The organism is Paraburkholderia silviterrae, from assembly GCF_004353915.1.
Taxonomy (GTDB): Bacteria; Pseudomonadota; Gammaproteobacteria; order Burkholderiales; family Burkholderiaceae; genus Paraburkholderia; species Paraburkholderia silviterrae.
In genome coordinates this window covers 41,831-56,002 of record NZ_SMRP01000012.1, presented here as the reverse complement: position 1 = coordinate 56,002, position 14,172 = coordinate 41,831, and the positions used below count along the sequence as shown (strand labels likewise).

Annotated in this window: 14 protein-coding genes; 1 reads left to right on the top strand and 13 read right to left on the bottom strand. The window is 60.1% G+C overall.

The window, feature by feature from the left end; genetic code table 11:
• Positions 1 to 201: 201 nt before the first annotated feature.
• The 5 genes from EYW47_RS22610 to EYW47_RS41000 are packed head-to-tail and all read right to left on the bottom strand — an operon-like array spanning position 202 to position 6,034.
• The gene (locus EYW47_RS22610; RefSeq protein ID WP_133197074.1) at positions 202 to 564 is read right to left on the bottom strand and encodes a hypothetical protein; all 363 of its coding nucleotides are present in this window, start codon (positions 562 to 564) and stop codon (positions 202 to 204) included.
• Positions 561 to 2,450, bottom strand: coding sequence for an integrase (locus EYW47_RS22605; RefSeq protein ID WP_133197073.1), 1,890 nt, complete (start codon positions 2,448 to 2,450; stop codon positions 561 to 563). The genes EYW47_RS22610 and EYW47_RS22605 overlap by 4 nt, the downstream gene beginning before the upstream one ends.
• Complete coding sequence (locus tag EYW47_RS22600; protein ID WP_133197072.1) at positions 2,447 to 4,327, bottom strand: integrase; 1,881 nt, start codon at positions 4,325 to 4,327, stop codon at positions 2,447 to 2,449. Before EYW47_RS22600 ends, EYW47_RS22605 begins: the two co-directional genes overlap by 4 nt.
• Positions 4,324 to 5,772: a site-specific integrase gene (locus EYW47_RS22595; RefSeq protein WP_133197071.1), complete on the bottom strand. Its 1,449-nt coding sequence runs from the start codon at positions 5,770 to 5,772 to the stop codon at positions 4,324 to 4,326. Before EYW47_RS22595 ends, EYW47_RS22600 begins: the two co-directional genes overlap by 4 nt.
• Before the next feature lie 58 nt (positions 5,773 to 5,830).
• Complete coding sequence (locus EYW47_RS41000; protein ID WP_165976653.1) at positions 5,831 to 6,034, bottom strand: hypothetical protein; 204 nt, start codon at positions 6,032 to 6,034, stop codon at positions 5,831 to 5,833.
• Positions 6,035 to 6,356: 322 nt separating this feature from the next.
• Between EYW47_RS41000 and EYW47_RS22580 the strand changes: the two genes are divergently transcribed.
• On the top strand, positions 6,357 to 6,593 hold the full coding sequence (locus EYW47_RS22580; RefSeq protein WP_133197070.1) for a DUF6429 family protein: 237 nt from the start codon (positions 6,357 to 6,359) through the stop codon (positions 6,591 to 6,593).
• 143 nt (positions 6,594 to 6,736) lie between these two features.
• On the opposite strand, the gene EYW47_RS22575 is transcribed toward EYW47_RS22580, so the two are convergent.
• The 8 genes from EYW47_RS22575 to EYW47_RS22540 form a co-directional block, all read right to left on the bottom strand.
• On the bottom strand, positions 6,737 to 7,123 hold the full coding sequence (locus EYW47_RS22575; RefSeq protein WP_133197069.1) for a hypothetical protein: 387 nt from the start codon (positions 7,121 to 7,123) through the stop codon (positions 6,737 to 6,739).
• Between the two features lie 178 nt (positions 7,124 to 7,301).
• The gene (locus EYW47_RS22570; protein ID WP_133197068.1) at positions 7,302 to 7,487 is read right to left on the bottom strand and encodes a hypothetical protein; all 186 of its coding nucleotides are present in this window, start codon (positions 7,485 to 7,487) and stop codon (positions 7,302 to 7,304) included.
• 93 nt (positions 7,488 to 7,580) lie between these two features.
• Positions 7,581 to 8,063: a hypothetical protein gene (locus EYW47_RS22565; protein ID WP_133197067.1), complete on the bottom strand. Its 483-nt coding sequence runs from the start codon at positions 8,061 to 8,063 to the stop codon at positions 7,581 to 7,583.
• Positions 8,060 to 8,521 carry a hypothetical protein gene (locus tag EYW47_RS22560; RefSeq protein ID WP_133197066.1) on the bottom strand — a complete coding sequence of 154 codons (462 nt, stop codon included), beginning with the start codon at positions 8,519 to 8,521 and terminating at the stop codon, positions 8,060 to 8,062. The genes EYW47_RS22565 and EYW47_RS22560 overlap by 4 nt, the downstream gene beginning before the upstream one ends.
• Positions 8,506 to 8,733, bottom strand: coding sequence for a hypothetical protein (locus EYW47_RS22555; protein WP_133197065.1), 228 nt, complete (start codon positions 8,731 to 8,733; stop codon positions 8,506 to 8,508). Before EYW47_RS22555 ends, EYW47_RS22560 begins: the two co-directional genes overlap by 16 nt.
• A 1,966-nt stretch (positions 8,734 to 10,699) precedes the next feature.
• Positions 10,700 to 12,649 carry a helix-hairpin-helix domain-containing protein gene (locus tag EYW47_RS22550; protein ID WP_133197064.1) on the bottom strand — a complete coding sequence of 650 codons (1,950 nt, stop codon included), beginning with the start codon at positions 12,647 to 12,649 and terminating at the stop codon, positions 10,700 to 10,702.
• Positions 12,633 to 13,418: a PP2C family serine/threonine-protein phosphatase gene (locus tag EYW47_RS22545; RefSeq protein WP_133197063.1), complete on the bottom strand. Its 786-nt coding sequence runs from the start codon at positions 13,416 to 13,418 to the stop codon at positions 12,633 to 12,635. Before EYW47_RS22545 ends, EYW47_RS22550 begins: the two co-directional genes overlap by 17 nt.
• Positions 13,415 to 14,092, bottom strand: a complete 678-nt coding sequence (locus EYW47_RS22540; protein ID WP_133197062.1) for a vWA domain-containing protein — start codon at positions 14,090 to 14,092, stop codon at positions 13,415 to 13,417. The genes EYW47_RS22545 and EYW47_RS22540 overlap by 4 nt, the downstream gene beginning before the upstream one ends.
• Between the last annotated feature and the right edge of the window lie 80 nt (positions 14,093 to 14,172).

Below are 14,172 nucleotides of genomic sequence, written 5' to 3'. Positions count from 1 at the left end.
AGCGTGTCAAGCCATCGCCCATCAAGGGTTCACCTCGCCGGGCTTCGGCCGCCCTTGACCCGTTCAGCGGTGTCACAGAATCACGATCGAATTTGATGCGACACTACGCCGGGTGACCCGTAGCGGGAACCTTCGCGAGCACCAAGTCGACGCAGGCGAAGCAGCCCAGACGACCTTTCGGGCGAAGACGCCCACCCGGATCTAGCGCGGCTGCAAGGGCAGGACGCTACCACCACGCAGTGCGGCCAGTTCTTTGCGCAGGCTGAACACCTGATGTAGCAGTGCGAGCTCACGAGCCAGCGATTCGTCAAGCTGTGCCTGCAGGTCCTTTGCGTCGCCCTTTGCGCGGTTCAGACGCTCGGTCAGTTCGAGCTTCGGGCGCCCGGCTACCGCGTTGGCCGCGTCGATTGCTGCGATCAGTTCGGTGAACTGCGGGCGCGACTTCTTGATGCTCCCCTTCTTGCGGCCCGCCTCGATCGCCACGGTGTCATTGTTGATACGCACACCTTTGCGTTTCTTCAGCCGCTCAAGGGCCGCGTAGTAGTCGGTCATGGCGTCGCTCATGCCGCCTCCGGTTTGATCAGTTTCTTCTGCGCGTCAAGCAGTCGTTGCAGCGTCTGGGCCTCGATACGGTATTCGACGCTCGCCTCATCGACAGCGCGCAGCTTCCCGACCGTAGCCTGCTGCGCCTTGATCACGCGCTGAAGCTTTGACGGCACAACCACGAGGTTACGGCAGTTCGATTCAAGGCAATCCAGCCGCATCCAGTCGAGCGGCGTCGACGTGCACTGTTCGACGCTGGCACAGCCGCCCAGCACTGTCTCGCGGTACGCCAGCTCGCCCTTCTCGAACATCCTGATCGTCTGCTCGCGCGAGTAGACCGACACAGGCGAGGCCTGCACGGCACGGCTCTGCGTCCACGCTGCATGCCCGCCGAACAGCCGCTCGTCAGAGAACAGCACCTGCTCGGCGTACGCAAGGTACTCGGACAGGCCCTGTGCCTCGGCCCATTCCTTCGCGAAGTGGGTCTTGTCGGTGTCGATGAAACCCTTCGCGAATGCCGAGCCACGAGCGTAGTACATGCTCATCTCCTGCGTGATGTGCTGCAGCTGACGCTTGAGCGTCGGCAGCGTTACGAGACCGCTGCGGTGCGCGTACAGCGCGAGCGTGCGGCGAAGCTGATGGCGCGTGAACGGCCACTGTTGCCCGGCCGCGTACTTCGGCTCGTCTTCCCAGGCGCGGTGCATGTCGACACGCTTCAGCTCAGCGATGTCCTCGACCGTGATCGTCGGGAAGACGCGCTCGCGAAAGGCTTCGATATCGTCATGTACGTTACTCGCCGCCCGGGTTGCCACGTACCCATAACTCAGATTCAGACCCATCCGGCAGAACAGCAGGTGCGAACCGTCCGTCGATTCGGCGTAGCCTTGCGCGCCGTGTGCTCGGTGCGCCTCGCCCGACAGCCGTTGCGCGAGCCTGACGGCGCGAGCAGCGAGCAGACTGGTCACCCAGCATGCGCGCCTGGAACGACCGCCCGACAGCTTGGTCGTGACGCCCTCGATGGTGTAGTGCGTCACGCCATCGAGACGGGTCTCGCTCAGGCAGTCGTACGGCAGGTTCTCCGCTTCCGCCGCGCGCATGCCGGTGAACGACACGATGACAAGCTGACATAGCGCGCTAATCGACGCGACAAGCGACGACACGACGTAACGGCGGTCCTCGCACCGGAAGTGCACAGCAGTCCTTACCAGTTCCGCAGAGACGCCCGGACTCTCGCCAGCATACCAACGTGCGAGGTAGTCCGACAGAACGTCAGCGACGCCCTCAGCGATGCCGAGGTCATGCTCACAGGTCGACAGGAAGTGCTGGTAGATCCGCGTCGGGATGACAGGGTATTGCGAGTATCCAGCGTGTTGCGCCCAGCGTTCAAGCAGAGGCTTATACAATTGGGCCAGCGGTACGCGCAGCCCTGTGGTCTCGACGCCCAGACGGTGAAGCTTCACCAGAATCGAATGAAGGCGTTGGGCCTTCGCCTCCATCCCGGCTTGCGCCGCATAGTCCAGAACGACGGCGACGTTGGACAGGCCCTCGTAGAGCGTAAGCTGACGTGCGGCGGCAAAGAACGTGAACTCCCTCAGGTACATTGAACGAGCTTGAAGCGTGCCGGACGCCGGTACAGTATCGGTCGCTTCGTGCATCAGGAAGTACATGACCTGCTTCCATTGACGCGTAGTCGCTTCTGAAAGCGCGCCGCTCACGCCGTCAGGCGAGTGACCCCTGAAATAGATATGGGTGCTGCGTGGCCCAACCGCGTATGCACGGATGTCCCAGGCATCGTCACTAAACAGCGAAACAGTGTTCCCAGCCGTGTCGCGCGTGACGACCGTATCGTCCTCGACCCGATACCAGTCGGGCCGCTCAGCGATCGGCGCGAAAAGCGTGTTGTTCATGCCACTCCCAATTCGTAAAGCTGGTCGAGCTTGGCCGTCCAGAAAGCGTCAAGATTCCCTTCGATATCAACGTCCTGCTCGATCTGATCGACCAGCGCGGCGTCGCGCTTGCGCAGTTCATCCAGCAGGAAGTCAACGCGGCGCAGCACCGCGCCGAACGAGCTGTCGTACTGCTCGATAGATCCAGCACGCCCGCTCACGAGCCTGACGCAGTGACGACAGCTCAGCAGCTTGCGGATGTCGGCGGCGTCAGCGTGCATGCGGTACTGGTCGCAGAAGAGACACCCTTCGGTCGAGCGGCAGTCAGGCTGAACGGTGACCGACGCCGCGATCGGCGCAGGCTTGTGGAACTCGATGCAGACGCCCACCGCGCTCCTGATGCTGCCCGCCGGGTCGTTGCCGAGCTTGAGCACGGTCTTTTCGACCGAAGCGAGGAACGCGCCCATCTCTGCCTTGTGCGCGGCGTCCGTGCCGTTCGAGTACGAACGCAGTGCCGTGGCCAGCGAGTGCCCCATCAGCCTCGCTGCGACGACGGGGCCGTGGTTGCTCACCGCCCAATCCTGCTTCGCCGCGCGCCACTGACGTGCGTTTATTCGCGGCAACTCGATCCCGAGCTTGTTGAGTCGTATGTAAAGCAGAGCCAGGAATTCGGTTGGAAGACCGATTGGCCGTCGTCGCTGTACATGATTGCCGACTACGATGAATAACCCGTCGCATTCTGCGTCCTGCACCAGATAGTCGCGCAACGCCAGATACGTCTTGAGCTTCGGCATGAAACTCAACGAGACGGTAAACGTGACGTCCTTCCCGGATGCACGGTACTTGACTTCGCGAAACTTCTGACGTGCAACTGTCGCATCCTGCAGGCTCGCGGCAAGCCCCGGGCTCCACTTCATGGCCAGCAGTTGCGCGAGGTTGATGCCTGTTTCTGCGAGAAACAGCGCGGCGAAACATGAGACCGCTATCGAAGCGTGGAAGCGGCGGATCGGAGACTGCGCGTCCGCGTTCGCCGCCGCAAGATTTTTAGCCGTTAGCCTGGCGATGCTCCACGAACTCGCTCGAGGATTTTTAGCTCCTGCCCCGGCCATGCGCGTCGTGAGTTCTTCGCGAGTGCGCGGTTCTCCCGTCTCCAGATTCCAGCCAAGCAGGCCACGCGAGTCGTCGCCTTTATTACGGCCGAATGGGTGCGGCACAAGGCAAAGATGCTCGCCTCGTGCCGTGGTCACGTGCATCGGGTACGGCTTGAAGTCGAGTACGAGCGTGCTGATGCTGTTGAAGAGTGCGTCAGCCCATGCGAGCAGGGAGGCTTGTGCTTCGGCATCTGGCACAGCCGTTGGCACAGAAGCAGCCTCTTGGTTGCGCAGCACCCTCGCATCGGAACAGAAGTCGTCGTTTCTGAAGAGCTCACGTAGCATCGACAACAGATCGTGCTGATAGCGGGCGACGGAATTGCGGTGTAGGCTGCCCAATGAGACCTGTTCGCGCTTCTCACGGAAGTAGCGATGAACCGCGTCCGCGGTAGCCTTCTCGTCACAGAGCACCTGATGCAGGCCCTGCATGTCGGCCCAGTTGACGAAGTCAAGCACGACGCGCAGAGCAGCGTAGACCGTCTTCGGACGCATCGCGCCAAGGGTCATACGCCCGGAAAGCTGCGTCACCAGCAGGCGTACGACCCTGGCCCGTTCGCTGCTGAAGCTTGTTTGGTCGAAAGTGCGTCGCGTGCGCTGTCGGCTCAACGTGTCACGCTTCAGGTAGCAGATCCGCCCGATATCGGAACTGCTGGCAAGGCCTTCCCACTTGAGCAACGCGCGCTCGGGGTGCAGCAGCGTTGTGCCCTCCGCGAGCGGCATGCACACTTCCTCGTACAGGCGGCTCATGCTGCCACCGCAGTGTCGAGGGCGCGCGTGACCAGTGTCGACAGGTGCGTGCCCCAGCCGTCCTGCACAGCGTCGAAGAGTTTTCGGTTCTCGCGGTAGCCGAGGTAAATCTCGGTCGTAGACGGCCGGGCGTGCCACATCAACTGCCGCAACTGATCCAGTGCCCGGGCGTATTTCGTCTCGTTCGCTGTCATCGTGTCGACCATGTTCAGCCCGTAGGTCGCGCGCAGGTCGTGGAAGCTGAACTCGTACCTGGGGTTGCCGAGCTGCACGCGCATCATGGGCAACAGTTCGTCCCTGATGAACTGGCGTACGGCCTGCCCTGTCTTGATATGACGGCGTACGTGCGGGCCAGTGCTAAGCGGGGCGCGCGACGCGCGGTCCTCGTAGAGCGGCGCACCGCGATGGCTCAGAAAGAGCGGCTGGTCGAAGTGATCGCCGCCGTCTGCCAGTTGGCGACGCTTGCGCGCCCGATCGCTGTGCACATAGATGTATAGCCGCTCGTAGAATCCGCGCGGCAGGTGCAACACGCCCTTGACACCGCCCTTCGTGTCGATGCCTGTACCAGGCCCGCAGGCGAGCCGGATGTCGTCGCCGTGAAAGTCGCGCGGCTTGCGCCCGACGTGTTTCGCACGCACGGTCAGAACCGTCTGGATGCGAGCGCCAGTCAACAGCGCGAACAGATGAACGAGCGTCATCTCCGTGTTGCCGAGAGCGGCTAACGACTCAAGCAGCACTGACTGCTCGGAAGAGGGGAGCGGGCGCAGGCGGCCGCCATCCTGAAGGCGATCGTCCCACGGGTCCTCTGCGCGCCGACCACTGATCGACAGGTCGGTGGTCTTGATCTCGATCACGCTGCTGAAGCCCTTCTGGTCCTTGAACTCGATGAACCGGTCAGATTCGACCCACGGCGCGTTCACTGGCCTGAAGCCTGCTTCGGTCATTAGCCAGCGATAGAAGCGCACGATAGTGCCCATACGACGTCTGGCGACGCCAGGAGACAATACGCCTGCCTGCACGGCCAGCTTGATCGACGCGCTATAGCGGTAGGTCGGACGTTGCCGCTTGTTTACGGGGAACACCAGCCAGTCGATGCCCTCGTCATCCAGATAACGACGGAACGCCACCAGATCGTCTGCGATGCTGGCGAAGGTCAGCATGTTGGGCGACGACTTCGACTTCATCATATCGATGAGCCAGATGTTCGCCTCAGCCCACGGCGCGCCGTCCGCGAGTCGGACAACAGGAAAGAGAGGGAAGGTGCCTGCGATCCACTGCGGGCGAGCGTTGCGTCGCCTGCCGGTATCGGGGTCTACGAGCGGCACCGTGTGATAGATGGTTCCGCCCTCGGGCGTGGTGATGCTGACCGGCGTTGCGCCGGGGGTGCCGCGGTCAGCAACCTCGGTCAACGGCAGTTGCCGGATGGTGGTTCGTCTTGCTGTCATCGCCCAGATCCTCATGCTGTGTTCGAGTGGGCGGCCTCTTTAACACAGCCTGCGAGTATCATGGAATCGTTCTTGGCTTGCGCATACGGCCTGGCTGCTGGTGGTCAAGCCGGCGCTTGCCGACCGCCTGGGTGAGGCGAGGGTCCAGCGCGATCACGCGCCGTCGCGCGCGACTGCCCTGATTGGGGAGCTCCTGCGCCGCGAGCACGAGGGCGACCAGCACGAACTGGTCGGCCTGCGTGAGCAGCTGTGCCGTCTGCACGGCGGACTGTTCGACGTGTACATGAGCACGCGAAAAGTGCAACACCGGTGAGGGGCAGCGCATTCCGCGCGCTCATGGGACACCGTTATGGTGAGGATCCTGGCTCAACCAGGTCGAACGCTGGTTTGCCGCGCTTGCTGCAACGTACCTTCGACACGGAATCCATCACATGCGACACGCCAACTCGAAGACGCGATCCGTGACGATCCTGAGGTCAATAGCGCGAATCATCGACCGTTCGTCTGGAGTAAATCGGCCGATGAATTTGGCTGGCCGTCGCACGGCTCTGTGCACCGCGCGGCGACGCATCGGAGTGAATGCCATGGACATCGATACTGCTGCCGTTGACGATGCAGTTCTCGCACTTCTTTACCTGACGCTGCATGACGATAACCGCGCGTGGAAAAGCTTTGAATGGAATGTGATGAACCGGCTTTTTGAACGAGGCATGATTGGCGATCCCGTCAACAAGGCGAAGTCCGTTGTGCTCACCGACGAGGGTTTGCGCGAATCCGAGCGCCTCTTCAAACAATACTTTGTGCGCGCAGGCAAAGGTTAATAACGGCGGAAGTAGCCGGGAGCGCCGTTCAGCCCCACGGCCGCACTAGCCGAAGGGGATATTTCGCGCTCGCCAGTGAAGAGCCCGTGGAGGACTGACCTGGCCGGCGGCGCTTGGGGCGCTGGCGTGCCCCAATATATGTCCTAGACACCGATGCCAAGCGACCGTTCCAGGTGCGCCTCGCCCTCTGCAATCAGGTCGGTAGCCGTCTCCAGCACTTCCGCCAGTCGATAGAGCAGTTCGTCGTGCCACTCCATGCCGTCGTCAAACGCCGGAGGCTTCGCGAGGGCTTCAATCAGTGAGTCGGCCGTTTCGAGAAAGAGGAGTGCGTTCTGGTAACGCTGGATGGCAAACGTCGCTTCGCCGATTGCCTCCTTCATCACGCGCATATACTCGTCGGCATGCCCGTTCGGCGGCAACTGCACCGCGGCGGCGAGCTGGTCGATGCGTGACGCGCCATGCCCTTCCAGCTGCAAACCGCGCTGTTGAAGGATCGCATACTGCTCGCGCAGTTCGGTTTCACTGAGCATCGGGATATCCGCTGATTCCATATTCATAGGCGCATTTTACGGCACCCAGAAAAAGAGGCCGCAGGGCTACCTCTGCGGCCATGCCATACACACGTCGCAGCTCAGGGGATCAAGTCGCGTAGCAAGTCTATGCAGGCGCACCGTCGCGAGGCGAGGTTAGGAAATCTCGCGCTTGCCGTCAGTCAGAGCGTTTTACCTTGACCAATATCCTCTGGACGCTAGCTTCCTGCTCGGGCCGTAGCTGCTGCTTGACCTCGCTGATGGTGTAGTCCACCATCAGCGGGGATTCGTCGTCGTCCACATTCTTCGCGATCAGGATTGTCCCGCCCGGCGTCAAGTGCTCAAGCGGCTCGTTCTTTTGCAATGTCAGCAGTAGCTCGTGCGGCGCCCTGCGACGAAGGCGTATTCATAGGTTGTCGTCATGACTGGCCTGAGTTTCTCTTTTGCTAGCGTCAACTTACTGCACAGTCGACGTGGCGAGTGATTGCTGGAGCGCGGCAGCGCATGCCGCCGCGTAGCGTTCGTCTGCGTGATTCAGCGAGAGCTCCGCGCAGTGCACCAGATGAGCCAGGCGCTTGTGTGCATCCTCTGCCGCATCGTTCCCGATTGCCGCACGGTGGTCCAGCTGCGCCATCGCTGTGACCGCGAGAGCGAGGCAGTGCATGGCGTTTTCGCAGCCCTGTAGCGCGCCGCCAGCGTCGTAGAGCGCACTGTGAAGCGGAGAGAGCCGTGCCGCTTCAGGGCTCTGGCGCCGCGCAATGTCCTCGAAGCGCTCTTCGATGTGGTCGCTCATTGGCTCCGCCTTCGCGTGAAGCGTATCAGCCCGTTTGCGTAGCTGGGCGTGCCTCTCCCTGCATTCGTTTTCCGTCGGCAGCGGCCCGGCGTTCTCGTTGAGGTTGTCCGGTGGCAGTAAGAAGTCGAATTCCTCGAGCTCGCTCATTGCGCGGCCCCGTCACACACCTTCGGGCTGTTGATCGCACCTGCGACGATGTCCACTGCGCGCGAGGGGGTCATCATCCTGTGGTAGTAGACGTTGCCCCGGATATTCCAGCCGCCTTGCTCGTCAGCGTCGACATCAAAATCCCCACACGCGCGCGTCTGCGTCCAGCCTTCGCCTTCCTCCGTCAGCACGATGCGCTTCTGTCCGCTCGGGTCCACTGAGATCGTGCCGAGCGATCGGCAGTTCGTCACATACTCGAATAGCGCCTCATGGATCTCAGGGATCGTCTTGTCGATGTGCACCACCTTGGATGCGTATTCGGGCTTGCGCAGGTCGTTCGCCGAAATGTTTCGCAGGTTCGCGCGCGCAGCGTGGGACAGCACGCATGCCGCGCCGATTGCCAGTTTCTTCATTGATTCCCCGTATTCCAATTCGTTTTTTTCTACCACGCGGACCATCCGGCATTCTCGAGATCCGCGTCTGCAAGCAGTGCGTCTGCCACTTTACTGAGGTCGTCCTGCTCGCCCGGCGGCTGGGCAGATGACGCAGGGGCGGCATTTTGCACGATTTCGGGCTCGCTTGCCTCTGTGGGCGGCAGGCCCGCGCGCTCGCGCAGCATCGCTTCGATATGGATCAGGCACGGCTGCGTCGCGTCGCCCACGAAGTGCATGTAGCGGCGCTCCTTGTCGCGCAGCGAAGCGGTCTGGATCGTTCCCGCCGACGCAGAAATGGACCGGTTACCTACGGGCCGGTGATCCGTTCTGCGAGTTCGCTATGCCGCCAATTCTCGGATCAGGTCGACATCGGGCCGGCGCACGTAAATCCCGGCATCCGGCTCAAAACGGAGTCGGCGAGTACACACCAGGCCAAATCAACCCTGGTACAGGGATACTTTTATTCATGGCGCTCGGCGAGGGTTGCGAGACGATCCGGAGTGATGCCGCCCAGCCGAATTCGCGGAGGGCGAACCCAGGCGCGTGGAGGGCCAACCCGGCGTCCTCTTTGACAGGCTCGCGTCGATTGCGCGAGTGCACGCACCTGAATGCCGGCCGTTCGATGCACCGGCCGGGCGGACGGAGGGACAGGAATTTTTGACGGTTCCGCTGTAATGTCAAGATTCGAAAGGCGAACAATTTGACGCCTCGGACATGTCCGGCGAGCCGGTGAGCCAGACATCTGCAGCGTAGGCAGGCAATTGACGCCCGGAAGAGGGGAGGGCTTCTGAGCGAATGCGAACGAAATATATGGGCATCCCGCAGAGTCAATCGACGGCAGGGCATCGGCCTGAGGCAGAAACTAACTGATACAGGGTCAATGTCCGCTTCGAAGCGGCGAACCGACACCGCAAAGCATTTGCATGTGACCGAGTGCTCGAGGCGGCAGTAGTTCGGAAACGCCCAACCCGCGGCCGCGGCGCGTGCCGGAGAGACACGCGAGCAACGGGTCGTCGGAAACCACGCATTCGATTGCATGGCGAGGGGCCCAGTTAATGTTCAATTCGTCTCAATCCTCTTTCTTATGTTATAGGACGGCGAGATCCATCACAAAAAAGCCACCGTAAGGTGGCTTGGTGGGCAGATCAGAGGTCGCCTGCCCACATCTCGGTCACTCATGCGTTCATTTTTTCTTAGGATCGTGAACGGGGAGAGTTGGATGCTTGGGTTTGTTGGGAGGATTTACATGATGTCTCCGATCATCTTTTCCATCTTCTCGCTTGGGCTTTGGACCTGGATTGATAGTCGTCATCGTTGAGTCTCCTTTCGGCTTTGGTGTGGCCACAGATTGGCGAACAGTCCAAGGGATCATGAGGGCTGATTGCTTCATTTTGATGCGAGCAAGCCAGCGCTATTGTTGGGTTGCCGTTAGTAGTTTGCCTCAGTTTCAGTAGTGAGGATACCTGATTCGATGGTGATTGATTGCGTAACCCCTACGCGATGCCTTGAGTCGATGTCGTTCGCACGTTCGGGCTCGATATCGATTCTCCTCTTCCGCTAAACTTGAGGATAACTTATTCACTCCTCCTGTCGACCATTGACGATCTAGATTCCGAAGTGAATGAGCGTTGTTTGCGGGAGGGATATTCCTCAATTGCATCACGCATGCCGCGCGTTTGCGCGGCTAGACACTTCTTTGTGTCTAGTACGAAGAGGACGACCGGATTGGTATGCACACCGCCCCGTAACGTAGATATTCGTCATCGCATTGCCACTGGCCATCTTCCGACACGCGATGGGCATTTGCCGGCATCGCCGTGGGTACACATCCACCAGGACCGGAGGTCATGCCAGCCGGACAGTAGGTAGGGTATCGTTGCTGCGACGAGGGGCAGTCTAGACGGTCGACACCTGGCGGACAAGACGAGGCGCTCGCGACAGAATCTTGACGTGGCTCGGCCGGGGTTGACTGCGGTTGAGTCGTAGCATGGTTGGATGCCGGTAAGTTCTGAGTGGCCGCAATCTGTGCGGGCCCGAGCGTTACGGGCCCGACCGGTTTGCCGCGAAAAGCATTGAGAAATTGCTCAACCTGGCCTGCCTGGCCACTTGCGTCCTGCGTATGTCCAATCATTGAATAGGAGGCGCAGGCCATCACAGCGAGTATGCTCAAAAGCTCGAATATCGTATGGCGATGCACTTCTATCATGGCTTCCTCAATGCGACGTCCCGGTCGGCCTTGGCCTGTGACAGAACCTGATGTGCTGCTTCCAGGGCGCCTCTCGCATTGTTCTGTCGGGCGATGATTTCGTTGCGTACGCTATGAAGATGCACACCGCCGTCACGTAGCTGTTGCTCGAGCCGTGTCCGCAAACCAGCAATTTTTGAGTTTACCGAGCTCACGTCTTGCGGATTGGGGGTGATGTTGCTGGACGGTACGAACCGCTGCTCCAGCGTTTTTCGCCACGCCATCAGATTGGCCGTCAGTCCGGCGCCGAATCCGGGTACCGACGCGATGGCAGAAGGCGAAATATCCGCGGCGGTCTCGATGCCAAAGGACGCGAGCGTCTGCTTGCGCTGTTCGCCGACGCCGGAAATTTTGGCCGCGCGGATGAAGTGTCGATCAAGGAAGTCATGCAGTTGGCGAGCCAGCAGTGTCGAATGCAATTGCTTCATCTCCCGTGCCAACACTTGCGGGAGGTCATCTATCTGGGCTTTGATATGGCTAAGGTCCCGCATGATGTCTGCGATGCGCCGATCAGAGCGTAGGCGTTCATACTCTTGAAGCAAGCCATCGTAGGTCCGTTGAGTTGCATCGACCTTTGCTTTGCGGGAGTTTAACTCAACAGGTGAGGGCGGATTGACGCCGTTGATAGCGAATGCCCCAGCGACTAACCACAGCCACCAAAGCTTGGGCGCAACGATAGCCAACGCGAATGCGGCAAAACAGATGAGTCCATACGCGAGTGCGGGGTTCAATATACCTTTGCGCACAGACGCGGGCATCGGGGCGCCTGTGAGGTCAAGCACTGGCGGTGAAAAGGCTGGCAGAGGCGGCAGCGCTCCAAGCGATTGAATCTGTGACCACAACGCCGCGATATTTGCGCCAACGTTCTGGAAGTTGATGTTCGGGCCGGTGGCCGCGGCGTGCGTGAAGTAAGGGGTCCCAGCCTTGTCTTTCTCGCACCAGATGCACGTATGAAGATGACCCGGATACTTGTGTTTCGGTTCGACGCTACACGCGCGCAAAGAATGCAACAAGCCGTCAAGCGCGGCAACCCATACCTTTGCTTTGGGGCGCCCCTGTTTAACTCCGAACTCCGTAAAAGCTCGCCAGAACAGATCGCCCAAGTTAGGCGGCAGATAGTCTAGGCCTAATGCCTTTGGTGGCATATCGTTTTGCCGAGCGACTCGATCAGCGCCATACGCGAATCGGAATTCCTTGATCGACCGTTCAAGCGGTAAGTCATGCCCCGTCTTCGGAACGCCGGAGAACGGATGTCGGGCCATGAAGAGCAACTGGAATATCAGGACGGCGAGTCCGAAGTTGTCGTGGTTCGCCGTACGGGTGACACCATGGAACGAACCAAGCCCTTGAAGCTCCGGCGGCGTGTAGTGCGGAACACCCACTGTGCAGGGGTAACTTGCAGTCAACGTGTTGACGTGGAAAGAGTCGCAGTCCAGCAGTTTGACTGTGCCCTGGTGGCTGACAATGATGTTGTTCTCATTGACGTCACCAATCGCGTGGCCATGCGCATGGATTGCGTCGAAGGCCGCTGCAACATTGCGTGCTGCACCTACAAGGAATGCAAAGTCGGCTTTCGGAAACTGATGGCGACGACTTCCAACGCCGTAGAGTTCGTGTACCGGGTGATAGCCGGAGAACTTCGGCATGGTAAAGCCGCTGACCGGCCCGGGACGCTTCGAGAGCAGAACACTGATCGGCCATGCCGATATCTCTTTGAGATAGGAGTCGCCGACCTGCGCCATCGCACGAAGCTTTGCTTGACGCTCAGACGGCAGCGCATGCAGATAGATTTTTGCTGCAACGTTTTCGCCATTATGCATGGCGTCGAACACTGCGCCTTCTCCACCTTCCCCGAGCTTCTTGCCGAATTGAAGCTGGTTTCCTTGCTCATCAAACGCCGACGACACTGCCTGCTCCTGACCTGCGCGTGGCGAGAATCAACGTCTTGTCGTCGTCCGTGCGCTCATTTATTGCATCACTACCAAGAAAGCGTTTTAGGGCCGCGCAAAGCTCATCGGTCTGTTCATCCGAGGAAGCACGTAGCATCTTGAACATCGGGTCAAAAAATGGCGCGTGAGCCGTTTCCGTCGCGAAAACCAGCGCCAGTCGCTGCAATCCGTCTGTAAACAAGGCGATTTCGTCGGTTGCGCCACGCGTTTCGTAGCGGAGGTGTTCGGCGGCACTGGCGTCGGTAACGAAGTAAGTCATGTTGGCGTACTCGCCTGACTCCGGCCAGAAAACGGGCGAGAGGTCGTCGTCATGACGTACCACAATTGCCCCGTCGCCGATCTGGAAATACATGGCTTGGGTTGGTCCTACGACGGCGCCAAGCAATGTGCAGGCGAGTTCGCGCGCCGAGACCTCCCGTGCCGAGGCCGCTCTTTCTATCTTTGCCCTAACGGCGTGCAGGACGCTCGACGCAAGCGACAGGGAAAATGCCCGTTCGCCTGACTCTTCAACGGCGGCGAGAAGCGTTTCCCCGCCAGTCTCGCATGCCAGCTCGGAGCCAACTTCGCCGAACTTTGCGCTACCGGCGCCGTCGGCGGCCAAGGCGATGAGGTAGCTCGCGCCTGTGGCGTCAGCGGTCACGTAATAGAAGCAACTGTCCTGACACGGGTCTGAACTGTGGCTGTGCGAGCTTCCTGCAACCGAGGAACCAATAACTGACCAGCTCACACGGACGCCCAGCCGGTAGGGGCTGCGAGCGGAACCTCTGTACCTGGCGTCGAACGGGAGACGGCACCCATGGACGACGACAGCCACTTGAAGAGTTCACGGAACTTGAGGCCTTGAAGCGAGACAGGCTGGCGCGACGAGATCTGTGTCAGGACGTCCATATTCGCGCCCTGGATCCCCACGGCGAAGAATGCGAACTTCTTCGAAGCTTCGCCCTCGCGAACGCGTGCGGCAGCCGCTTGCCATGAATCGGTCGGGCCGCCATCCGTAATTAGGAAGACCCACGGGCGATAGTACGAGATGCCGTTGGCCTTGTACTCCGCTTTACGTGCTTCGAGCGTATCGAGTGCGAGATTGATTGCGGACCCCATTGGTGTATCCCCGCCAGCCGTCAGTGTCGGTGGGAAGAAATTCGGAGCCGTGTGGAAGGGCATTTCCAGTGTTGCCGGGCCAAAGCTGACAATCGCCGTGTCCACACGCTTCATCGCGAGCGAGTCGGCCGCCAGTTCGTCCTTAAACGTTACCAATCCTGCATTCAATTGCGCAATCGCATCGCCAGCCATTGAGCCAGAGCGATCCAGCACCAGCACACAGGGGCATCGTTGTTCGGGATTTTCGGCAAAGTTATCCGTACCAAATGCTACCTGCGTAGCGAAATCATTATGTTCGTTCATGGTCTTCTCGCTGCACGGTGCTAGCTATCCTCGGAACCGCGCGTTAGTATTGAATACTTGAGGTGATAATAATCCAAGAA